Genomic DNA, 23,607 nt, shown 5'->3' with positions numbered 1-23,607 from the left:
AACAAGAAAAGCGGTGCAAGCTTAATCGTGTTTGAGTCAACTAAACTCCCCAGTTAGGAAAACATGAAACTGAAATCTGCGTTATTGATGATATTTTCTCGAGTGATGGCTGTATTGGCGCTGCAGCTTCCAGTCATCGCTTCTACGGCAGAAGTCGGTGAACCGCTCTCCAGCGAGCATGATCTTTCTCAACCTCTGCTTATTACAAGCTCAGCCAAGTGGAAACCGTATTCGTATATTAATAAGCAAGGAGAGCCTGCCGGAATCTTAGTCGATTATTGGAAAGTCGTTGCTGAGCAAAGTGGGTTCGATGTTGAATTTAAACTAGTAAGCTGGAACGAATCACTAGAGCTGGTTAAACATGGGCAAGCCGACGTTCATGCTGGTCTAATTCAATCACCTGAGCGAGATCTGTTCCTCGATTTTGGACCTGAAATTATGGCGATCGAGACGCACGTATTCTTAGATCAACACTTACTCGGTACGGATTTTGACAAAATATTTTCAGGTGAAATCGATATTAAGGTTGGCGTTGTATTGGGTGGCTATGAGGCGTATTACGCAGCTCAATATTTACCTAAATTAAACTTGGTCTACTTTGCCACGAATGAAGATATGTTGTATGCCGCTTCCAGTGCAAAATTAGAAGGGTTTATTAGCGATTATCAAGTCGCTAATCTCTTTATGTTTACAGAAAATAGCCCGAAAAAATATGTGCCAGTTAAGTTTCTCTATTCTGAGCCGTTGCGCTTTGGGGTGAAAGAGGGCAATGACGTTCTTTGGCAGAAGCTCGCAAATGCGACAGATAAGGTATCTGATGCCTCTAAAATGCAGTTATTTAGTCGCTGGATCTACATGGAAACGGTTTACCCAAAATATTTTATCCCGATCATCATTAGCGTAGCTCTGATGGTTCTCTGTATTTACATCTTGATGTTAAGACGCGCAGTCATACATAAAACCATCGATTTAGAGAGAGCAAATCACTTGCTAGAGAAATTGGCGCAAACTGATGAACTAACAAAAATCAGTAATCGCCGACACTTCCAATCAAAGATAGCAGAATTGCAAGGAACTCCCGTCTCCTTCACCTTATTGGTGTTTGACATTGATAACTTTAAGCTAATCAATGATCAGTTTGGTCATGAAGTGGGTGATCAAGCCATTATTCATGTGGTTAGACATGTACAGAGAAAGTTATCCAATAATGACTTTATTGTTCGTTTAGGTGGAGAAGAGTTCGCCATTATTCTTACTCTCTATACCTTTGAAGAGGTCAAATTGAAAGCTCAATATATCTGTCAATCTGTCTATGAAAATCCAATGCGAGTAGCCAATGATACCATCACGCTCAGTATCAGTTTGGGTGGCGCCTATTACGATCTTGTTCCTGATAAAGTCTCACTTACTGTTGCGGACAGTTTAATGTACCAAGCCAAGTCGGCGGGTAAAAATCGTGCTGTAGTTGTTAAAGTTGATCAATGTGCGGATTGATCATTCCAATTAACTTCATTTCGGCCATGTATTATCACTTGGCTCGCCCGAGGGCAGTATTTCAAGAAAAGCCATTCCAAGAAAAGTATGGATGATGTTTTTTGGCAACGAAATGACCTCGATTAATCATGAAATAGTGTGCTGGAATTCGACATTCCATGTCGCTAATGTGAGACTTTGTGCCCTAGTCGCGAAAGAGGGAATAAAGAGTATTGCTGCCGCTAATCGACATACACATTTTGATTTTAACATCGCAATACCTCACTGATCGAATCCGAAGGCTTAGCCTATCAGGTTCGGTGAAATTTCAAGAGGGAAAATCAAAAATTTGCAATTTTCATCGTTTCTTTTCTAAGTGAGATCTACTACTCCAAGATCGCATTGATCTTGTTCAATGCTCTGTTTTTATTGATCCAAATCAATACCCTGAGTTGGGAGTTTTCGTTAAATGCACCACAATATATTGTGTCAGTCGGATAATAAACTGCTCTATATAGTGTATTTGTGGATAACTCTGTGAGTATGCTAGGGGTAAGGAGAAATGGTGAAACCTATCGTAATCAAACGTGACGGATCGAGAGCCCCGTTCAACCGTGATCGCATTCAATCTGCCGTGGAAAGTGCAGCTGAACATATTGATAAAGAGATCGCTATTTACGCACTCAATGTGGCGTTGGCGGTAGAACTGAAGCTCAAAGATTACGATGAAGTCCATATCGCCGAGATTCAAACCTTAGTAGAGAACGAGCTAATGCAAGGGCCCTATAAAGCATTAGCTCGTTCATACATCGAGTACCGACACGATCGTGATATCGCGCGTGAAAAGCAAAGTGCCTTGACGCAAGAGATTGAAGGCCTTATCGAAGAAAGTAATGCCGATCTGCTCAATGAAAATGCGAATAAAGACGGCAAAGTTATCCCAACGCAGCGTGACTTACTGGCTGGTATTGTGGCGAAACACTACGCTAAAACCCGAATTTTACCGCGTGATATTGTGCAAGCGCATGAAGAGGGTGATATCCACTATCATGACTTGGATTACGCTCCCTTTTTCCCAATGTTTAACTGCATGCTGATTGATTTAAAAGGCATGCTCACTCATGGCTTTAAAATGGGTAATGCGGAAATTGATACGCCAAAATCAATTTCAACCGCCACCGCAGTGACCGCGCAAATTATCGCTCAGGTTGCGAGCCATATTTACGGCGGCACCACCATCAACCGTATCGATGAAGTGCTTGAACCTTATGTGACAGCCAGTTACGACAAACATTTAGAAATAGCAAAAGAGTGGGATATTCATCATCCCGAAGCCTTTGCTATGTCTCGTACAGAAAAAGAGTGCTACGACGCATTCCAGTCACTTGAATATGAAGTCAACACTTTGCATACCGCGAATGGGCAAACTCCGTTTGTCACTTTCGGCTTTGGTCTAGGGACCAGTTGGGCCTCTAAATTGATTCAACAGTCAATTTTGAAAAATCGCATTGCTGGCTTAGGCAAAAATCGTAAAACGGCTGTATTCCCTAAATTGGTATTTGCCATCAAAGATGGCTTAAATCATAAAGCGGAAGATCCAAATTATGACATTAAACAACTCGCATTAGAGTGTGCGACCAAACGCATGTACCCGGATATTCTCAACTACGACAAAGTAGTTGAAGTGACGGGTTCATTCAAAACCCCAATGGGTTGCCGCAGCTTCTTAAATACATATGAAGAAGGTGGTGAGCTGATTCACGAAGGGCGGAATAATTTGGGGGTAGTCAGTCTCAATTTACCTCGTATCGCGCTGAAAGCGGGCCGAAATATTGAACAGTTCTACACATTACTCGATAAAAAATTAAAACTGGCTCGCCGTGCTTTAGAAACTCGCATCAGCCGTCTTGAAAAAGTCAAAGCACGCGTCGCACCTATTTTGTATATGGAAGGGGCATGTGGTGTTCGTTTAAAAGCCGATGATTCTATTGCCGATATATTCAAAAATGGCCGAGCATCTATCTCTTTGGGCTACATCGGTGTGCACGAAACCATTACTGCACTCTATGGCAGTGATACACATGTTTATGATGATAGTGAACTGCGAGATCGCGCGTTAGATATCATTAAATACCTGAAAGGGGCCGTTAACCAATGGGCGGAAGAAACCGGTTACGCATTCAGTTTGTACGGTACGCCAAGTGAGAACCTCTGCAGCCGTTTCTGCCGTATTGACACCAAAGAATTTGGTGTGATTGAAGGTGTAACGGATAAAGGTTATTACACCAATAGCTTCCATTTGGATGTGCAAAAGAAAGTTAATCCATACGATAAAATTGATTTTGAGATGCCATATCCAGAGGTTTCAAGTGGTGGCTTTATCTGTTATGGAGAGTTTCCGAATATGCAGAAAAACATAGAAGCTCTTGAAAACGTTTGGGATTACAGTTACAGCCGTGTTCCTTATTATGGGACCAATACGCCAATTGATGAGTGCTATGAATGCGGTTTTACTGGCGAATTTGAGTGTACGAGTAAAGGGTTTACCTGTCCTAAATGTGGTAATCACGACTCATCCAAAGTCTCCGTAACCCGCCGCGTGTGTGGCTACCTTGGTAGCCCAGATGCTCGTCCGTTTAACTTCGGTAAACAAGAAGAAGTTAAACGTCGAGTTAAACACTTGTAAGTGATAGTGAGTAACCTGTTGGCATGAATTATCACCAATATCATCCGATTGATGTTGTGAATGGCCCGGGGACGCGTTGTACGCTGTTCGTCTCCGGCTGTGAACATCAGTGCAAAGGATGTTACAACAAAGGGACTTGGTCGCTGCATTCTGGCCACACTTACAATGAGCAACTAGAGCAGCAGATCATCACCGATTTGAACGACACGCGCATCAAGCGCCGAGGATTATCCTTGTCGGGTGGCGATCCCTTACACCCGCAAAACCTTACTTCTATTTTGCAATTGGTTAAACGAGTAAAGACTGAATGTGTGGGGAAAGATATCTGGTTATGGACGGGATATACCCTAAACGAACTCAGTGATGCTCAAAGACAAGTCATTGAATATGTTGATGTCTTGATTGATGGAAAATTTGAACAGGATAAAGCCGATCCAAGCTTAGAATGGCGAGGCAGTGCCAATCAAATAATCCATCAATTTAAACTGTAAAAATTATGTATCTAGTGCTAACTTGAAGGTCATTACTTGAATTTCAAAGGGTTGTGACCTTCATGTTTTCACATTTACCAACACCAACACTCGATCCAATACTTTCATTATCGGTTGCATACCGCAACGATCCTCGCAGCGAAAAAGTTGACCTAGGCATTGGCGTTTATCGTAATAGCCAAGGAGAGACGCCGATTATGCGCGCCATTGCCAAAGCGCAAGAGCACGTGATTGCCACGCAAACCACTAAATCGTATGTTGGACTTGCTGGGTGTGAAGAGTTTAACCAAAGCATGGTGAACTTATTATTGTCTGGCACTTCAGTGCTTGATCGTGTGGCTGCGATTCAAACGCCCGGAGCAAGCGGTGCGCTGCGTATGCTCGGTGACTTAATGCACGTAGCACAACCAGAAACGACGGTGTGGATTACTGACCCAAGTTACGTCAATCATAAACCTGTGATGGAAGCGGCGGGTTTAAAAGTGAAATATTATTCTTACTTCTGTCGCGAGACTAAGCAAGTCGATACTGCACGGATGCTTGATGATTTATCGCAAGCAGGGCCAAAAGATGTGGTGCTTATCCATGGTTGCTGCCATAACCCAACTGGCGCGGATATTGATTTCGCCGCATGGCAAGCGATCACCAGTCTTGCGCAGAAAAATGGCTTCATCCCTTTTGTTGATGTTGCCTACCAAGGGTTTGGTGAAGGTCTTGAAGAGGATGTGAAAGGGCTGCGTTTTATGGCAAACAACGTCGAAGAGATGTTGATCACCACCTCTTGTTCAAAGAACTTTGGTCTCTACCGAGAACGAACTGGCGCCGCGATTGTTGTCGGTAAAAACGCACAAGATGTAGCGAATGCAAAAGGTAAATTACTAACGTTAGCCCGTTCGACCTACACTATGCCGCCCGATCATGGTGCTGCACTGGTGAAAACTATTTTACAAAATCAAGCATTAACCGCGATTTGGAAGCAAGAGTTAAGTGAAATGCAACAGCGTTTGTTAAACCTGCGTCAAACCTTGTGTAATCATTTGAGAAATCAGCACAATACTTCACAATTCGATTTTATCGAAAGTCACAAAGGGATGTTTACTGTGCTAGGCTTTACTCCAGAACAGATGGCTCAGCTACGTGATCAATATGGAATCTATGGGGTAGGTGATGGCCGAATTAACATTGCAGGCTTATCAGAACAACATATTCCGTATGTTGCTCAAGCCATAGTGAATGTCTCTTAAATATTTATCAGTTTGATTAGGTGGGTCAATGAAACAACACTTGAAACTTATTGCTCTTTTAATGTTGAGTACTGGTTTGATGGCATGCAGTACGCTAAACCAAACCTCAACACAACCAGAGCAAAAGCCAAAAGTTGAAGAGCCAAAACAACAAAATACTGAGGCACAAAAACCGGTTGAAAAACCCTCGAAAGAGCCAGTGGTTGTGGTGAAGGCCAAAAAAACCTCTGATGGTAAGCTTATTTTGGGCGAAAAAGAGTGGGTTTATGTGCCGAGTTTGAACGAAAGCTTCAAAGCGCGTATCGATACCGGGGCGGCCACCTCTTCAATTAGTGCCGTGGATGTTGTTGCTTTTGAACGCGATGGAAATGATTGGGTCAAGTTCAGGATTGAACACGATGACATCAAAAGTGATGAGATAAGTTTACCTGTTGAACGCTGGGTCAGAATTCGGCAATCCAGTGCAGAGGGTACACAAAGACGTGCGGTCGTTGTCGCTTGGATTGAAATTGGTGATCTCAAAGAGAGAACCGAATTTACGCTTGCCGATCGTACACATCTGACTTACCCACTGTTACTTGGTCGTAGTTTCTTTAAAGATGTAGCGCTTGTTGATGTGAGCCGAAAGTACGTGCAGGATAAACGTAAATAGATATACCTTACTTCTTAGCTCAACCTAGCAGCCAGCACTTGTTGCTGGCTTTTTCTTACCTCCAATTCCCTAGTTGTAACAGCAGTCTTCATTCCTCATTACTTTATTCGATATTTGCTCAATAAAATGATGCGCTGTGTTGAATAATGTTTGAAAACCATTATGTTAAGTTTGTTAAAAAGACGATGGCGTCTAAAATGAAAACATACCACCTGCATTGGTAAACCTAAAAGGTGTTAACTCAGGATCTGATATACAAAACACTGCTTAAACCCACGCCGAGCAGTGATATGACTGCTAATAAGGAAATTGTCTATGTCTGAGCATCAACAAGCTGAAAGTAAATTTAGATTAGTGACACGCAGCGATTTTGATGGGCTGGTTTGTGCCGTGTTGCTCAAAAAACTCAACCTAATTGACGAGATCGTGTTTGTTCACCCAAAGGATATGCAAGATGGGAAGGTGACGACAACTGAGCGTGACATTGTCACTAACCTGCCTTACGTCGCTAATGCTCACTTAATTTTTGATCATCACTTATCGGAAACTATTCGCAATCAAGGTGAAAGGCCGAATCATATTATTGATCCAAACGCGCCATCTGCCGCGCATGTAGTATGGCAATATTATGGCGGACTAGATACGTTTCCCACTCAGTGGCAAGAGATGCTGATTGCTGTCGACAAAGGTGACTCCGCGCAGTTTACTCGGGATGAAGTGCTTGATTCTGCGGGATGGAATTTACTGAATTTCCTGATGGATGCAAGAACAGGTTTAGGGCGCTTCCATGAATTTCGTATCTCCAATTATCAGTTAATGATGGATCTTATCGACTACTGTGCGAACCACTCCATTGCCGAGATTCTTGCTCTGCCGGACGTTCAAGAGCGCGTTACTTTGTACCGTGAGCATGAAATTCTATCTAAACAGCAGATTCAACGTTGTGCCAAAGTCTATAAAAACCTTGTCATTCTTGATTTGACGGGCGAAGAAATTATTTACGCGGGGAATCGGTTTATCATTTATGCCTTATTTCCCCAGTGTAATATCTCGATTCACAAAATGTGGGGCTTTCAGAAGCAAAATATCGTGTTTGCTACGGGGAAATCTATTTTTGATCGTGGCTCGAAAACCAATGTGGGCGGATTAATGCTCAAATATGGTGGTGGAGGCCATCAAGCGGCTGGAACGTGCCAAATTGCTCTTGAAATGGCCGAGCAGGTAGAAAAAGAGCTGATCAGCCAAATTACCACAGATGGTTAAAGTCGATGAAGCCCTGCATGGCAGGGCTTTTTATCTCATCGCGGCGTTTTCTATACGTTTCGTTCCTAAAACCACAAAGTTACCAATTCTTATTGCGACGCACCACTTACCAGCAATGCCAAGTTGTTTCGTTATAATTGCAGCTTGGGGTTTCGTAAATCTTATTTTTCTCTATACTTACCCAAGTGACTGAATTATTAATAGTTTACACCGATGGAATGTCGCGAAGTTATCAATAGAAGGATTCTAGTATGAGAAAAATTAAGCCTACGCTGTTAGGTGTGACTGTGCTGCTGATGAGTGCTTTGGCGACTGCGGATGTTGTAGAAACCACAACATTATCCGGCGTTGGGCAAGCCAAATATCCCACCAATTTTTCTCATTTCGATTATGTTAATCCAAGCGCGCCTAAGTACGGAAAAGTAACTTATGGCGAGGTGGGTACTTACGACAATTTTAACCGCTTTGCTTCCCGAGGCGCTCCGGCGGCAGGCAGTGGTGAGCTTTATGATTCACTGATGTTTGCGCCCAGCGACGAAATTGATACCTATTATCCATTGATTGCTTCTAAAGTTCGTTATTCTGATGACTATTCGTGGCTAGAACTAGATATCAACCCGAACGCACGTTTTCAAGACGGTAAACCGATCACCGCGCAAGATGTTGAGTTTACGTTCAACAAGTTCATGACAGAAGGAGTGCCTCAATATCGACTGTTTTACAAAGCGGTTAAATCGGTAACGGCGATCCATCCTTTAACGGTTCGTATTGAGATGTCAGAACCTAATAGAGAAAAGCTTTTTAGTTTGGCTCAATCAACTCAAGTGTTGCCTAAGCACTATTGGCAGGATAAAAACTTAGCAGAACCATTAAATGAACCGCCAGTCGGCAGCGGTCCTTACAAAGTCGTACGTTATCAAACTGGGCAGAGTGTCACTTATGAGTTGCAGAAAGATTATTGGGCTGCCAACTTACCAGTCAACATTGGGCGGCATAATTTCAAGCAGATCCAATACGACTATTACCGCGACGATACCGTAATGCTTGAGGCATTTAAAGCTGGGGAATTTGATATTCGCCAAGAGAGTTCGGCGAAGTTTTGGGCCAGCTCATACACTGGATTGAACTTTGATAAAGGATTCATCAAGAAAGAAGCGATCGCGCATAATAGCCCAGCTTCAACCCAAGGTTTTGTATTTAATATTCAACGAGAAGTGTTTAGTGATCCGAAAGTGCGCGAGGCTTTGACCTATGCGATGGATTTTGAATGGATGAACAAAAATATGTTCTACGATCAATATTCACGAACGCGTAGCTATTTTCAAAACACAGAGTATGAAGCGAAAGGTCTTCCCTCTACTGATGAACTTACTATTCTTACACCACTAAAAGATAAGATCCCAGAACGTGTTTTTACCCAAGAATACCAACCACCAGTGACGGATGGGTCTGGTCGTATTCGTCAACAACTACGAGTCGCTTTTCAATTGCTCAAAGAGGCGGGGTGGGAGCTGAAAGATAAAGTGATGACCCATAAAGAAACGGGTAAAGCGTTTGAGTTTGAGTTATTGATCTACAGTCCGACCACGGAACGCATTGCTATTCCTTTGCAAAAAAATCTAAAACAGCTTGGTATCGAGATGAAGATTCGCTCAGTGGATACCACACAATATCTTAAGCGTTTGCGCGATAGAGATTTTGACATGCTTTCGTCGGCCTATGCGGCGAATCCTTACCCAAGTCCTAACTTGTTGATTATCTGGAATTCAAACTACATCGATTCAACGTACAATCGCGCCGGAGTGGCAGACCCAGTTGTCGACTTCCTCACTGAACAAATTGCCGCCAATCAAGAGCATCCAGAAAAATTATTGCCTTTAGGCCGAGCATTAGATCGCGTTCTACAATGGAATTTTTATCTGATCCCACAGTGGTATCTGAGCCAATATCGTATCGCAACTTGGGACAAATTCGAGCGCCCTAGCGTGATGCCAAAATATGATATTGGTCTTGATACTTGGTGGGTTTCGGAGCAGAAAGCGCAATTGCTACCAGAAAAACGCCGTTAAGAGGATGCAATGACTGCTTATATTTTCCGCAGATTGCTGCTCGTTGTGCCCACGCTGTGGGCGATTATTACCATTAATTTTTTTATCATCCAAATTGCCCCCGGAGGCCCAGTTGAGCAAGCGATTGCACAAATGGAAGGGCATGGTGACGGAATTATGGAGCGATTTACTGGAGGCGGCCAAGAAGTGGATATGTCGCTGTCGGCTAACACTGGAGGATATAAAGGTTCTCGAGGTTTAGACCCCGAGGTAGTCGAAGCGATAAAAAAACAGTTTGGTTTCGATAAGCCACTTCATGTCCGTTATTTTGAAATGCTAAAAAATTACGCAACCTTTAATTTTGGTGACAGCTTATTCAAAGGGGGCAATGTTATTGATTTGATCACTGAGCGTTTACCCGTTTCGATCTCTTTAGGGCTGTGGAGTACGCTGATCATCTACCTTATCTCCATTCCTCTCGGTATTTTAAAAGCCATTCACCACGGTTCAAGGTTTGATGTATGGTCAAGCGCGGTGGTCATTATAGGTTACGCCATTCCTGGCTTCTTATTTGCGATCATTTTGATCATTATTTTTGCCAGTGGAAATTATTTCAGTTGGTTCCCACTGCGTGGTTTAGTATCAAATAATTTTGCTGATCTGACTTGGTATCAACAAATTGGCGACTATTTTTGGCATTTGGCTTTGCCCATCTTTGCAATGGTGATCGGCGGGTTTGCCACTTTGAGTATGCTAACGAAAAACTCATTTCTTGATGAGATCAACAAACAGTATGTGGTGACGGCTCGAGCAAAAGGACTGGATGAAGGACGTATTCTTTATCAGCACGTTTTTCGTAATGCGATGCTGATTATTATTGCCGGTTTTCCGAGTGCTTTTATCAGCATATTTTTCACCGGTTCGATGCTGATTGAAGTGATGTTTTCACTGGAAGGTATAGGGCTACTTGGTTTTGAATCGACCATTCAACGGGATTATCCTGTAGTGTTTAGTTCTTTATACATCATGACGTTACTTGGATTAGTCCTCAGCATCATTTCCGATTTGACCTATATTTGGGTTGATCCTCGAATCGACTTTGAGGCTCGTTCATGATGGTAAAAAAAAGGCTGTCCAACCCATTAAACGTATTGCGCTGGCACGGTTTTAAGTCCAATCGGCGCGGTTTTTATTCACTATGGTTGTTTACGCTTTTATTTGTGGTGAGCCTATTTGCTGAGCTGATTGCAAATGATAAACCCCTTTTGGTTGAGTACGATCAGCAGTGGTTTTTCCCGACCTTTCAACAATATGCAGAAACTCGTTTTGGTGGTGAGTTTGAAACCGAAGCGGATTATACCGATCCTTACGTCATCGATCTGATTGAAAAAAAAGGCTTTATTGTTTGGCCATTGATCCCATTTAGTTACGACACCATCAACTTTAATATCAATAGTGCAGTGCCGTCAGCGCCAGATTCAGTGAACTGGCTTGGTACTGATGATAAAGGGCGCGATGTGTTGGCTCGTATTATTTACGGGTTTCGCATTTCGGTTTTGTTTGGCTTTGTATTAACACTCGTCTCGTCAGTAATAGGCGTTATCGTTGGTGCCACTCAAGGTTATTATGGCGGTTGGCTTGATTTACTTGGGCAACGTTTTATTGAAGTTTGGTCAGGGATGCCAACGCTTTTTCTGCTGATCATTTTATCGAGTTTCGTCGAACCGAATTTTTGGTGGTTGCTCGGTATTATGGTTCTTTTTAGTTGGATGAGTTTAGTGGGCGTGGTGAGAGCGGAGTTTTTACGCTGTCGTAATTTTGATTATGTGCGGGCTGCGCAAGCGATGGGTGTGAGTGATCGCCGCATTATGCTTCGCCACATGCTACCTAACGCGATGGTGGCTTCTTTAACCATGATGCCCTTTATTCTTTCAGGCTCAGTTACGACTTTAACATCCTTAGATTTTCTCGGTTTTGGCTTGCCAGTCGGATCGCCCTCTTTGGGCGAATTATTGGCGCAAGGGAAAGCCAATTTACAAGCTCCATGGTTAGGTATTTCAGCATTTGTGGTGCTCTCGTTAATGCTGACATTATTGGTCTTTATCGGCGAAGCTGTACGCGATGCCTTTGACCCGCATTCGACAGGGAGAAGATGATGAGTAAAACCGTACTCTCTATCCAAAATCTTTCGGTCGGGTTTGGTCAAAAAGACAATATTGAACCTGTGATTAAAGCGGTGTCACTTTCTCTCTCCGCAGGGGAAACTTTAGCGCTGGTGGGGGAAAGTGGTTCTGGTAAATCAGTGACGGCGAATGCCATTTTGAAGTTGTTACCGAAAAGTGCTGCCCACTATTTGCAAGGGGAGATCTTTTTTGATGGTATCAACACGTTGAACTGTAGCGAGAGGCAATTAAGAGGTATACGAGGCGGGCGGATTGGTATGATTTTCCAAGAGCCAATGGTCTCACTCAACCCTCTGCACAAAGTTGGTAAACAGTTGATCGAAGTTGTTGAGATTCATCGAGGACTAAGAGGCAGCAAAGCACGTCAGTTGGCCATTGCATGGTTAGAAAAAGTGGGTATTCGATCGCCAGAAATTAAGATCAATGCTTATCCACATGAACTTTCTGGGGGAGAACGCCAGCGAGTCATGATTGCGATGGCTTTGATCAATGAGCCTGAATTACTGATTGCTGATGAGCCAACCACTGCGCTTGATGTTTCTGTGCAGGCGCAAATATTAGATCTACTTAAAAACCTGCAACAAGAACTGGGTATGGCCATGTTGTTCATTACTCATGATCTCAGTATTGTTAAGCGTATCGCTGATCGCGTTGCCGTAATGCAAAATGGGCAAGTGATCGAGGTGAATGATGCCAAAACGCTGTTCTCATCACCCTCTCACTCTTATACCAAAAAATTGATTGAATCCGATCCTCGAGGTTTGCCCGTTGACGTAAACCCTGACAACCCAATTCTAGTGCAGCTTCAGCATCTCAAAGTATGGTTTCCCATCACTGGCGGCTTATTCAAGCGCACGGTCTCGCATATTAAAGCTGTCACCGACATGCAGTTTAAGCTTAAAAGAGGACATTCATTAGGAATTGTTGGCGAGAGCGGTTCGGGTAAATCGACCACTGGCATGGCGATACTAAAATTAGTCCATTCGGAAGGCTCGATTTGTTACGACAATAATGAGCTGCAAGGGTTAGATAGGAAAGCTATGTTACCTTATCGCAGCAAGATGCAAGTCGTTTTTCAAGATCCATTTTCAGCACTGAATCCGAGAATGTCGGTGGCGCAGATTATTGGTGAAGGGTTAGAGGTTCATAGCCGTTATGATCGACAAACTGTTGAACGAATGATTTGTGATGTGATGCGAGAAGTTGAGCTCGACCCAGCCACTCGCTACCGTTATCCCAATGAGTTTTCAGGTGGGCAACGACAACGTATCGCGATTGCTCGGGCATTGGTGCTTAAACCTGAGTTCATTTTACTTGATGAACCAACTTCTTCTTTAGATCGTACGATTCAAGCGCAAGTGTTGGATCTGCTTAAATCGCTGCAACAAAAATATGGGTTAACGTACTTGTTCATTAGCCATGATTTACATGTGGTGAAATCATTATGCCATTACACTATGGTGATGAAACAAGGTGAAGTCGTTGAGCAAGGGGAAACGCAACAGCTGTTTCTCAATCCTCAGCACCCTTATACCCAAGAGCTTATTTCCTTTTCTTATTAAACATCACGCTATGTCAGACAGTTAAATAACGTGATGTTGTCGCTAGGAAAACAGTGAGTGAACCTTGAAAGTAGCAGTAAAGTTGGGGCGCTACGCGCATATAAAGAATATCGCGATTAAATGGCCATCTTAATGGCTGGTACTATCGCTTCCGGCATGGCTAAAAAATAGCCTTGAAACATATCAATATCGAGTTTTTGCATTGCTTCGAGTTGCGCTTGGGTTTCGATGCCTTCTACAACGGTATTGGAACCATTCTGTTTCGCAAGGGTAATGCCATCCATAAGTGGGTCACAATCACCTTGCATATATTTGAGTAATAAGCTTCGATCAAATTTGATGATATCAGGCGTCACCAAATTAACCCGTTGTGGTGTTGAGGCTTGAGTACCAAAATCATCAATGGCAATTTTAAAACCATTTGCAGCCAGACTTTGCGTTGCGCATTGCAGCTTGCTTTCATTTTCTGAATCGATTTCAATCAATTCCATGACCAGTTGATTATGTTCTATATGCAGTTCTTTGAGGCGATCGCATAGCAATGCTTTGTTGATGTCGCTGATGGCAAACAATTCACCTGCGACAGGCAGTAAGTTTAGAAATAATTGGCATTGACGATATTCGGAAAGGGCATAGTTTCGGATGTGGATAACTCGGCTGAGTCTTTCTACGTTAAGTTTGTCGATGGGATTAATAGTGTCGGAATGGAAAAAACAATCGGGGCGAATGGTCGTGCTGCCATTGGCGGTTATTCTCACTAGGGCTTCAACGCCCACAATACGGTTATCCCGCGAGAATATCGGCTGGAAAACGCTTCGCAGCACAAGATGTTGGTAATGAGCAATAAACTGGCCATCGGAATCCAGAGACATGCATTTTGAAAACTGAGTTTTGTTAGTTAAAAGCATACAATTTTCGACATCCTAATCATTAATTTTTGCTTGAAGCATCCGAGCGCCAATATGCCATGCCATATTATTGACTCACCTTGACCTTTGTCAATTGTACCTTTGGCTAAGATGAAAATTTGTGGGTTGTCAAAACAGCGTCACAAATATTGAATTATTTAGTGAATGTGATGCGGCAGGCTCAATTGATTGAGTGTGTGCTAAATCAGAAGACAGCACAATGACGAGGGTAATAAGGTAAAATCTAGAACTTGGAAGGAAATGAGGGCGGTTTGTTTACGTTACGCCCATTGTAATACGGCATATAATTGAACGTATTTTCGGACTAGTTGCTGGTTTTTAGAGCGTTTTAAAGGATGGCTAAATTTAATATAACAAGGGCTAATTTGAAAACGGTTCTCTAAAGATTGAGTTAGCAATGAGTCACTTTCATACAGCGTGATACCTTGTGCGAGGTATTGATCTATTTCATCGGGTAATTGCCCTGTCCACCAATGAAGTAACTCGCGACTTTTTTGGCTACGACTGATCCAGTGATCGGTCAGTAATAACAGTAAATCATTCGGTTGAATCGCGTAAGCGTACTCATATTTCCACTGCGCAATGTCTTGCATCAACTTTTCTCGACAGGTTTTACCTGCACTGACCATATGGTGAGTCAGGATCCATACCGTTCCGGCATCACTGCTCACTCGGTAATGGTGTGGCATGTCTCGCTGAGGGATTGATTCAATAACAGAATAGTGGCATGGGTGCCCAAATTCACTGAGTGTACGAGCCAACCTGCGAGCAAAAGCCAGTCCTAAGTGATGTTCACTCATTCCTTGGTTGTGTATGGTGGGGTAGTGCTTTTCACAAAGTTTTAGACAGTCAGCTTGAAATTCGTTGACGCTTTGCGTGAGTATGTCCAGTAGCAACTCGTTGTTCTCCTTTAATAAAGCCAAGCAAGATTACCACAGTTATCAACAAGCACGAGCAGCAAATGGCGAGTTCTTGATCTTTCACACTATTCTTCTAATACGAGCATTCTACAGGTGTTAAACCCTTATGATTTGAAGCTACCGTTGTTTCAAGTTGTTTGAGCCTAAGTCGTGGTTATCTATATCCACAATAAGTTCCTTCAGTTTTTTCGAATAACTCAATCAGTACTAAAGTATGTCCACAATGTAAAGTATGGTAAATACTGTGTTAATAATTTAGGCTAGAATATAGATTCAATTCACTTTGTTGCTGTTTCACTTGCTGGTTTAGAAAATTTATGACAACTGAAGTTAAAAATTACAACTTAGTCACGCGTCTTATCCATTGGTTATCCGCACTCGTTATCATCGGTATGTTTGGTGCTGGGATCTGGATGGTTGAGTTAACCTATTACAGTCAATGGTATAACACCGCGCCACATTGGCATAAATCTGTCGGTTTGTTGCTGCTCGCGGTCACCCTGTTCCGCATACTATGGAAGTTGGTGAGTGTCTCTCCTGCCATTGGTGGCGGCCACTATGAGCGCATTGCGGCTAAAGCGGCGCACGGATTAATGTATTTATTATTGATGACGCTGTTTGTATCAGGCTATTTGATCTCGACAGAAGATGGCCGAGGGATTGATGTTTTCAATTGGTTTACTGTACCAAGTATGGGCTTGTTGTTTGAAGGACAAGCCGATCTCTCTGGTACGGTTCACTTTTACGCAGCTTGGACGCTGATTATTTTAGCAGGCGTGCACGCTGTTGCTGCACTCAAGCACCATTTTATTGATAAAGACGATACGCTACGAAAAATGATAGGAGCTTCTAAATGAAGAAAACGTTACTTGCTACTGGATTGGCTTTCGCAACACTCATGCCGCTAGGTGCAAACGCTGCTGACTATGTTATAGATACCAAAGGTGCACATGCTTCAATTAACTTTAAAGTCAGCCATCTTGGTTATAGTTTTACCAAGGGCCGCTTTAACAAGTTTGATGGTGAGTTTTCCTACGATCCTAACGACCTTGCAAGCTCAAAAGTGAAAGTTAATGTGGATACTCGCAGCCTGGACAGTAACCATGCTGAACGTGATAAACATATTCGTAGTGCTGATTTCATTGATGCATCAAAATATTCACAAGCCACGTTTACCAGTACTCAAGTGGTTGATAAAGGGAATGGTAAACTAGAAGTGCTCGGTGATCTTACTCTGCATGGTCAAACCAAACCCATTACTATTGATGCAGAATTTATTGGTGCAGGTAAAGACCCATGGGGTGGCCAACGCGCTGGTTTTTCGGGGACAACACGTATCGAACTCGCGGATTTCAATATTGCAGTAATGGGCGCTTCAAGCTATGTCGATATGGAACTCTATGTTGAAGGAATACAAAAGTAATCCACATCTTGTTATGCTTTAAGCAAACATGAATAAAAGGGTCTAACTCTAGACCCTTTTCACTAACTCTCGCTATATTTTATCTCTATACATTGGCTAACTGACGGATTTCTGAGTCTGGAATTCGGCGACCGCGTTGTCCATGTCGTTTGCTTGCTTGGAAACGATATCGACTTCAATCAAACACTGTTTAGCTGAGTGCATATTATTATCAGAGATAGAGTTAAGTTCGGTGATCGATTCACTGACTTGGTTCATCACAATGCCTTGTTCTTCAATTGCAGAGGCGATTCGTTCAGAGTTACTTTGTATCATTTCCATGTCAGAGAGAATCTGACGTAAACTATTATCCAGTTCTCCTGAAGCCGTTAGCGTCGCATGGCCTTGAGTGTTGCATTGTGCAATATCAGTGACAACGGTGCTCATTTGGCTTTGAATTGCAGAAACGACATTGGTGATCTCTTCCGTTGACTGATGCGTGCGGCTGGCAAGTGCGCGGACTTCATCGGCGACCACAGCAAAGCCTCTTCCTTGTTCTCCGGCGCGAGCGGCTTCAATCGCGGCATTTAATGCCAGTAAATTGGTCTGCTCTGCGATACCTTGAATGATGTTAACAGCACCGCCAATTTGTTCGACATGCTTGTTCAATGAGGCGATGGAGATTTGACTTTTTTCCAATGTTCGTGAGAGTTCATCGACATTTTTTACCGTTGATTCCACCACTAAACGCCCTTGCTGAGCATTGTGCGCGGCTTTGTGTACACCTTCTACTGCTACACTAGTACTTTCTGAAATTTCGCTGATGGTGGACACCATTTCTTGAACGGCCGTTGCCATTGTCGTGGTGTGGTCAGCCTGAACGTGAAACTGTTCAATCACATCTTCTAATTCGTTATGCATACTTGATGTACTGTTCGATAGCTGGTGAGACTTTGTTTGAGAGCCAGCGATAAGAGTTTCGAACTTATCGAGTAAGGTATTAAAATAAGTTGCGATCGATACCAACTCGTTGCGGCCAGTCAGCTCAACACGCAAACTGATGTTGTTGCTGTTTGAAATCATTTGCATTACTGACAACAACTTACTCACTTGCACGTTAATGGAGCGCGCTATTTGGAGAATAAATCCAAGGATTAGCACGATCACTAACGCACTGAGCCCTTGTTTCACATAGTTAAGTTCTTGCTCAATACTTGTAATCTCTTTATTTAACACTTCAGAAAAGGTAACAAACTGTTGTTCAACATTATGAGAAAGATTACGTACTTCACCAAGTAGCCCTTGATTATATTTCAAACCAATCACTTTTTTCTGATCGACAAGCTGTTGGGAGGCCTGTGCTAATGCCGGAAAACGGTTGGTCACTGTGCTGTTTTGCAGCTCTCCAACCTGCACGCTTTGATCAAACGCCATTAGCTCTAAAAGTAATGCATCATCAGCATTAGGTTTTATGGTTTCCAATGCTTGTAAATAAGTGGCTAAAAGGCCGGATTTTTCATTTAATCCGTATAGGCTATAAGCCTGTACCAATTTTTCAAAACCTTGTTTATAAGCCAAAAGGTCTTGTCGGAGTTGGCTACTAGAGGGGAGATCTCGATCTAACAGGATGAGGGAAAGTTGCTGTTCCAGATCTAAAAAAAGAGTGCTGTTTTTTTTAAAGGTTTCAAGGTATTTCACGTCGCTTCGCAGAAGAAAATCTTTCTCATTGCGCCGCAAATTGAGCAGTCTAATTTCAAGTTTATCGACTAAGTTAATGGCTTGATTGAGCGTTTCGGTGGTTTGGGAAAAATGTGTGGTAGTGGCTAACATTACCAGAACCCCGATAACCGCAATAGCACCCAGTGAATATAATTTTTGTTTGATACTCATGAGATTATACACCTAAGTAAAATGACAATAATTGATGAAAATGTAATTATTAGTATGTTTAATTAGAATGTTAGGATTAAATGAAGCGTATATCAATGAACGCAAAAATATAAATTACATTCATTATCGTGACACAATATTGGAACTTTTATTTTGTTGATTCCCATAGAATTTGTTAGAGGCGCTCTGTAAACATGATTGAATTAGAAAATTACCAAGGACTTATTTTTGATATGGATGGTACGTTGCTTGACACCATGCCAGCGCATTTAGAGGCTTGGTCAAAAACAGCGCAACATTTTCGCTTCCCATTCTCAGAACAGTGGTTGCACAGTTTAGGTGGCATGCCTAGCGCTAAAATCGTTTCACAAATCAATAAGCTGCACGATCTCAAATTGGTGCCAGAGCTGGTCGCTCAATTTAAAATGGCGGCATTTTCTTCTATCGAAAATAGTGGCGAGGTAATTTCTTGTACTCATGAAGTTGTTGAGCAGTTTTATGGTAAAAAGAAGCTTGCGATTGGGACTGGAAGCCAAAGGCAAAGTGCACTCGCATTGCTTAAAAAGTCTGGGCTATTAAATCGCTTTGATGCTGTAGTAACGGCGTCTGATGTTGAAAACCATAAACCGAATCCAGATACATTTTTGCGTGCAGCCTTTTTATTAGATCTCGAACCTAAGCATTGTGTGGTGTTTGAAGATACTCATTTGGGTAAACAAGCCGCTCACGCTGGAGGAATGGATTGTGTGATGGTAGAGGAAGGAAAACTGGTGTTTTATCCAGTCCCTTCTCAAGAATAGAGCCGCGTAATGCGGCTCAACACCGCTTTACTGGATTTCAATTAATTCCACATCAAAAATTAGTACGGATGCCGGTGGGATAGGGCCGCTGCCACTTTTGCCATAACCTAAATTACTGGGTATGAACAGGCGCATTTTTTGTCCTTCCACCATCAGTTGTAGGCCTTCCTGCCAGCCTTGAATCACCTGCTTCAAACCAAACACAATCGGGTCGTTACGTTCAACCGAGCTATCAAACACCGAACCGTCAAGTAAAGTACCGTGATAATGCACTTTTACACGACTGTTGGCTTTCGGATGAACGGTGCCAGTACCTTGTTGGAGTACGAGATATTGTAGGCCACTTTCGGTTGTTATCACGCCATCTTGCTGAGTATTTTCAGCCAAAAACGCTTGGCCTTTAGCAAAATTTTCATCGGCAATTTTGTGGTTATTCCACGTACGATAGATAAAAAAGCCAGCCAGTAAAAAAATAATAATTGGAAATACAAATTTAGACATATTTTTAAAGCCTTGTGGATTAGGGGTGAGTCAATAAATATGAGATGGTATTCGCGATATCTGCTACATCTTTATGACCGGAGGTGATGACTAAATATTTGCCTTTCACAATAAAGGTTGGAACGGCATTGATTTGGCCTTTTACTGAAATATCATCAGCGAGCTGAATCTCTTGGAATAACTGTTTTTGCTGCTCATCATCTAACGAATACGGGCTGATTAGCCCTAGCTGGCTGAAGGCCAAATCAATCGCTTCTTTACGCTCACTTAACGTTACTTCTTGATCCATTTGCACGACCGAAAATAGCTGTTCCATCATGGCATGCTCGGGAATTGCTCCCAGTTGCATCACGGCTGAATAGTAAATCATGGCTCCAATCTGTGCGCCTTCGTTAAAGGTGACATGCAGTTTACCAAATGTTTCGCCTGTTATTTTCTCTAGCTCTGGGATGACCTTTTCCATTGAACGACAGTGTCCGCAAGTCAGCGAAAACACTTCCGTGACGGCTGGCAGGCGGTATGTTGCAAGACTTACGGGAAGCTCATCATATTGTTTCCCTTTTTGTGGCGTAGTGTTGTCACCGCAGCCTGCTAGAATCAGTAGTGTTGTGATGAGAGCCAACCAATAGCGTGTGTTTTTTTTCATAACGAGTATTGAGTTAAAAAAGAATACTTGAATTCTAACGGCTTACCGTGACAAGGAAAACAGAAACAACGACGAAATTGCTACCAAATATATATAAAGTTTTACAGTCTTGGCCGATACAGTTTAGGTAGTAAGAGAATGGAGTGATGCTTGAATGAAGTATTTAGCCTTACCGTTATTGATGTTGTTAACGGGGTGTGGAACATTAGCCACCGCAGATCGGATGTTTAGCGACAATCTATTGGATGCAGCGCCAAAAGGTGATTTTGACGTGCTCTACCCTGAATGGGGCTATGCGCCGAAGATTGCTTCAACAGGTGTTCAAGGCCCGATGGGACAGCAGCGCGTGAGTAGTTATGATTCTTTGCAAAGTTTTTTATTGAAGAATGGCGTTGATTACGAGGTTCTCCCGGGTAACCACATTATGGTTAAATTGAAAGATACGGTGAAATTTGAAACGGGCTCGTCCACCGTCTCCTCTGGTTCTGGTGACTGGCTTACTATGATGGGACGTTATTTAGCCTCAGAACCCGGTATTGATATTGTGATTGATGGCCATACGGACAGTAGTGGAGCGCCAACTTTTAATGATGGTTTGTCTGAACGTCGAGCGAAAGCGGTAAAGAACACTTTAGTGAAAAGTAATGTGGCGATGGACTCTATTTTTACCCGTGGATATGGTGAATACGTTCCGGCTTGTACGAATAAAACCAATGCAGGTAAAGCATGTAACCGTCGTGTGGAAGTGTTATTTATTGTTTCCAATAATTAAGTTATGCCTTTTGGTGGCATGCCTTTTAAGTGATGTATCTCTTTTCACACGCGACAAGCTCAAAAAAGCCCAGCGAATGACTCGCTGGGCTTTTGCATTAAAAATAAGAAGACTTAAGCAAGCAGTTCTTGTGCTTGTTTCACCACGTTTTCAGTCGTAAAGCCGAACATTTTGAACAGTTGATCCGCCGGTGCTGACTCACCAAAGGTAGTCATACCGATGATCTTGCCGCCAAAACCAACGTACTTGTACCAGAAATCCGCGATACCTGCTTCAATAGCGATACGCTTAGTCACGGCTGCTGGTAGTACGGCTTCGCGGTAGGCTGCGTCTTGTTTATCAAACGCATCGGTCGATGGCATCGAAACTACGCGCACTTTCTTACCTTCAGCTGTAAGTTGCTCTGCAGCTTTTACCGCCAGTTCAACTTCAGAGCCAGTGGCAATCAGGATAAGCTCAGGCTGACCCGCGCACTCTTTTAGGATGTAACCACCTTTCGCGATATCCGCAACTTGCGTTTCACTGCGTGGTTGCTGCGCTAGGTTTTGACGAGAGAAAATCAGCGCTGATGGGCCATCTTTACGCTCAATCGCCAACTTCCATGCGACGGCTGATTCCACTTGGTCACACGGACGCCATGTGCTCATGTTTGGTGTCAAACGCAGTGAAGCCACTTGCTCAACCGGTTGATGGGTTGGGCCATCTTCACCCAACCCGATAGAGTCGTGCGTGTACACTTGAATGTTCTGAATCTTCATCAGCGCGGCCATTCGCATTGCATTACGGGCGTATTCCATAAACATCAGGAAGGTTGCGCCGTAAGGAACGAAGCCACCGTGCAGCGCGATACCATTCATGATGGCAGTCATACCGAATTCACGCACACCATAGTGAATGTAGTTACCCGAGAAATCTTCCGCCGTGAGCGATTGAGAGCCCGACCACATGGTGAGGTTGGACGGTGCCAAGTCTGCCGAGCCGCCCATAAATTCTGGCAGCATTTTACCAAACGCTTCCAGCGCATTTTGTGACGCTTTACGTGACGCAATATTGGCTGGGTTAGCTTGAAGGTCAGCGATAATTTGACTCGCTTTCGCTTCCCATTCTGCTGGCAACTCGCCATTTACGCGGCGTTTGAACTCAGCAGCTTCGGCTGGGTAAGCGGCGGCGTAGGCTTCAAACTTGGCGTTCCAATCGGTTTCTTTCGCTTGGCCAGCTTCTTTGGCATCCCACTGCGCGTAAATGTCGGCAGGGATGTGGAAAGGTGCATGCGGCCAACCCAGGAATTCACGCGCTGCTTTGATTTCTTCAGCGCCTAAAGGGGCACCATGACAGTCGTGTGAGCCCGCTTTGTTTGGCGAGCCAAAACCGATGATGGTTTTGGTGCAAATCAAGGTTGGACGAGGGTCTGCTTTCGCAGCCTCAATCGCGGCATTAATCGCTTCAGCGTTATGGCCATCAACCGCAGCAATAACATGCCAGCCGTACGCTTCAAAACGTTTTGGCGTGTCATCAGAGAACCAGCCTTCCACATGACCATCGATAGAGATGCCGTTGTCATCCCAAAACGCAATCAGTTTGCCAAGGCCCAGTGTGCCGGCCAGAGAACACGCCTCGTGCGAGATGCCTTCCATCAAACAACCATCACCCATGAACACATAAGTGAAGTGGTCAACGATGTCGTGACCCGGTTTGTTGAACTGCGCCGCCAGTGCTTTTTCAGCCATCGCCATGCCGACCGCATTGGTAATACCTTGGCCTAGCGGGCCCGTGGTGGTTTCAATGCCCGGCGCGTAACCGTATTCTGGGTGACCCGGTGTTTTTGAGTGCAATTGACGGAAGTTTTTCAAATCATCAATCGACAGCGCGTAACCGCTCAGGTGCAATAAAGAGTAAATCAGCATTGAGCCGTGGCCGTTTGACAGCACAAAACGGTCGCGGTCAGCCCATTGTGGGTTTTGTGGGTTATGGTTTAAGTGGCTACGCCAAAGCACTTCAGCGATATCCGCCATACCCATCGGTGCACCAGGGTGACCAGAGTTAGCTTGTTGAACACCGTCCATACTAAGAGCACGGATGGCATTGGCTAATTGTTTACGTTCCATAATAATTACCGACAAATAATAGAGTTAGAAAGGAAAGGGG

The 23,607-nt window shown here is 43.5% G+C and carries 20 protein-coding genes; 14 read left to right on the top strand and 6 right to left on the bottom strand.

Translation table 11 applies throughout. The features are described 5' to 3' along the window. Nucleotides 1-63 precede the first annotated feature (63 nt). The 10 genes from DD616_RS00440 (at nt 64) to DD616_RS00395 (ending at nt 13,602) form a co-directional block, all read left to right on the top strand. The gene (locus DD616_RS00440; RefSeq protein ID WP_208871531.1) at nt 64-1,494 is read left to right on the top strand and encodes a transporter substrate-binding domain-containing diguanylate cyclase; all 1,431 of its coding nucleotides are present in this window, start codon (nt 64-66) and stop codon (nt 1,492-1,494) included. A 544-nt stretch (nt 1,495-2,038) separates the two neighbouring features. Next, nucleotides 2,039-4,159: an anaerobic ribonucleoside-triphosphate reductase gene (gene nrdD / locus DD616_RS00435; protein WP_026028505.1), complete on the top strand. Its 2,121-nt coding sequence runs from the start codon at nt 2,039-2,041 to the stop codon at nt 4,157-4,159. A gap of 23 nt (nt 4,160-4,182) precedes the next feature. Next, nucleotides 4,183-4,650 (top strand): anaerobic ribonucleoside-triphosphate reductase-activating protein, encoded by a 468-nt coding sequence (nrdG, locus tag DD616_RS00430; protein WP_013867863.1) that lies wholly within the window; start codon nt 4,183-4,185, stop codon nt 4,648-4,650. Nucleotides 4,651-4,712: 62 nt separating this feature from the next. Further along, nucleotides 4,713-5,894 (top strand): amino acid aminotransferase, encoded by a 1,182-nt coding sequence (locus DD616_RS00425; RefSeq protein WP_013867862.1) that lies wholly within the window; start codon nt 4,713-4,715, stop codon nt 5,892-5,894. 28 nt (nt 5,895-5,922) lie between these two features. Further along, nucleotides 5,923-6,546, top strand: coding sequence for an ATP-dependent zinc protease family protein (locus DD616_RS00420; RefSeq protein WP_094130137.1), 624 nt, complete (start codon nt 5,923-5,925; stop codon nt 6,544-6,546). A 315-nt stretch (nt 6,547-6,861) separates the two neighbouring features. Then, nucleotides 6,862-7,809 carry a DHH family phosphoesterase gene (locus DD616_RS00415; RefSeq protein ID WP_038169737.1) on the top strand — a complete coding sequence of 316 codons (948 nt, stop codon included), beginning with the start codon at nt 6,862-6,864 and terminating at the stop codon, nt 7,807-7,809. A gap of 251 nt (nt 7,810-8,060) precedes the next feature. Further along, nucleotides 8,061-9,878: an extracellular solute-binding protein gene (locus DD616_RS00410; RefSeq protein WP_026027862.1), complete on the top strand. Its 1,818-nt coding sequence runs from the start codon at nt 8,061-8,063 to the stop codon at nt 9,876-9,878. Between the two features lie 9 nt (nt 9,879-9,887). Continuing rightward, the gene (locus tag DD616_RS00405) at nt 9,888-10,973 is read left to right on the top strand and encodes a microcin C ABC transporter permease YejB (protein ID WP_013867858.1); all 1,086 of its coding nucleotides are present in this window, start codon (nt 9,888-9,890) and stop codon (nt 10,971-10,973) included. Further along, entirely contained in the window at nt 10,970-12,013 is a 1,044-nt protein-coding gene (locus DD616_RS00400) for an ABC transporter permease (RefSeq protein ID WP_017047205.1), read from the top strand. Before DD616_RS00405 ends, DD616_RS00400 begins: the two co-directional genes overlap by 4 nt. After that, entirely contained in the window at nt 12,010-13,602 is a 1,593-nt protein-coding gene (locus DD616_RS00395; protein WP_017046434.1) for an ABC transporter ATP-binding protein, read from the top strand. The genes DD616_RS00400 and DD616_RS00395 overlap by 4 nt, the downstream gene beginning before the upstream one ends. 116 nt (nt 13,603-13,718) lie before the next feature. Here DD616_RS00395 and DD616_RS00390 read toward each other — a convergent pair whose 3' ends face one another. Beyond that, on the bottom strand, nt 13,719-14,510 hold the full coding sequence (locus DD616_RS00390) for an EAL domain-containing protein (RefSeq protein ID WP_013867855.1): 792 nt from the start codon (nt 14,508-14,510) through the stop codon (nt 13,719-13,721). Between the two features lie 281 nt (nt 14,511-14,791). Continuing rightward, entirely contained in the window at nt 14,792-15,427 is a 636-nt protein-coding gene (locus DD616_RS00385) for a hypothetical protein (RefSeq protein ID WP_026027861.1), read from the bottom strand. A gap of 341 nt (nt 15,428-15,768) precedes the next feature. Here DD616_RS00385 and DD616_RS00380 point away from each other — a divergent pair, with 341 nt between their 5' ends. Further along, on the top strand, nt 15,769-16,308 hold the full coding sequence (locus DD616_RS00380; RefSeq protein ID WP_017047204.1) for a cytochrome b: 540 nt from the start codon (nt 15,769-15,771) through the stop codon (nt 16,306-16,308). Further along, the gene (locus DD616_RS00375) at nt 16,305-16,874 is read left to right on the top strand and encodes a YceI family protein (RefSeq protein ID WP_013867851.1); all 570 of its coding nucleotides are present in this window, start codon (nt 16,305-16,307) and stop codon (nt 16,872-16,874) included. Before DD616_RS00380 ends, DD616_RS00375 begins: the two co-directional genes overlap by 4 nt. Before the next feature lie 96 nt (nt 16,875-16,970). Here the strand turns inward: DD616_RS00375 and DD616_RS00370 are convergent, their stop codons facing one another. After that, on the bottom strand, nt 16,971-18,743 hold the full coding sequence (locus tag DD616_RS00370) for a methyl-accepting chemotaxis protein (RefSeq protein ID WP_026027860.1): 1,773 nt from the start codon (nt 18,741-18,743) through the stop codon (nt 16,971-16,973). 194 nt (nt 18,744-18,937) lie between these two features. Here DD616_RS00370 and DD616_RS00365 point away from each other — a divergent pair, with 194 nt between their 5' ends. Beyond that, complete coding sequence (locus DD616_RS00365) at nt 18,938-19,543, top strand: beta-phosphoglucomutase family hydrolase (RefSeq protein WP_017046438.1); 606 nt, start codon at nt 18,938-18,940, stop codon at nt 19,541-19,543. Between the two features lie 27 nt (nt 19,544-19,570). Here DD616_RS00365 and bamJ read toward each other — a convergent pair whose 3' ends face one another. Together bamJ and DD616_RS00355 are read right to left on the bottom strand one after the other, a co-directional pair. After that, complete coding sequence (gene bamJ, locus DD616_RS00360) at nt 19,571-20,044, bottom strand: BamJ family beta-barrel-assembly machinery protein (RefSeq protein ID WP_017046439.1); 474 nt, start codon at nt 20,042-20,044, stop codon at nt 19,571-19,573. A 19-nt stretch (nt 20,045-20,063) separates the two neighbouring features. Continuing rightward, nucleotides 20,064-20,690 carry a thiol:disulfide interchange protein DsbA/DsbL gene (locus DD616_RS00355; protein ID WP_208871530.1) on the bottom strand — a complete coding sequence of 209 codons (627 nt, stop codon included), beginning with the start codon at nt 20,688-20,690 and terminating at the stop codon, nt 20,064-20,066. Between the two features lie 154 nt (nt 20,691-20,844). Here DD616_RS00355 and DD616_RS00350 point away from each other — a divergent pair, with 154 nt between their 5' ends. Further along, nucleotides 20,845-21,462, top strand: a complete 618-nt coding sequence (locus DD616_RS00350; RefSeq protein ID WP_013867846.1) for an OmpA family protein — start codon at nt 20,845-20,847, stop codon at nt 21,460-21,462. Between the two features lie 113 nt (nt 21,463-21,575). Here DD616_RS00350 and tkt read toward each other — a convergent pair whose 3' ends face one another. Further along, nucleotides 21,576-23,570: a transketolase gene (gene tkt, locus DD616_RS00345; RefSeq protein ID WP_171817116.1), complete on the bottom strand. Its 1,995-nt coding sequence runs from the start codon at nt 23,568-23,570 to the stop codon at nt 21,576-21,578. Nucleotides 23,571-23,607: the final 37 nt, after the last annotated feature.

Origin of the sequence: Vibrio anguillarum (assembly GCF_003390515.1) — a bacterium.
GTDB lineage: Bacteria > Pseudomonadota > Gammaproteobacteria > Enterobacterales > Vibrionaceae > Vibrio > Vibrio anguillarum.
The sequence above is the reverse complement of the archived record's forward strand: the minus strand, read 5'-3'. Positions and strand labels throughout refer to the sequence as shown.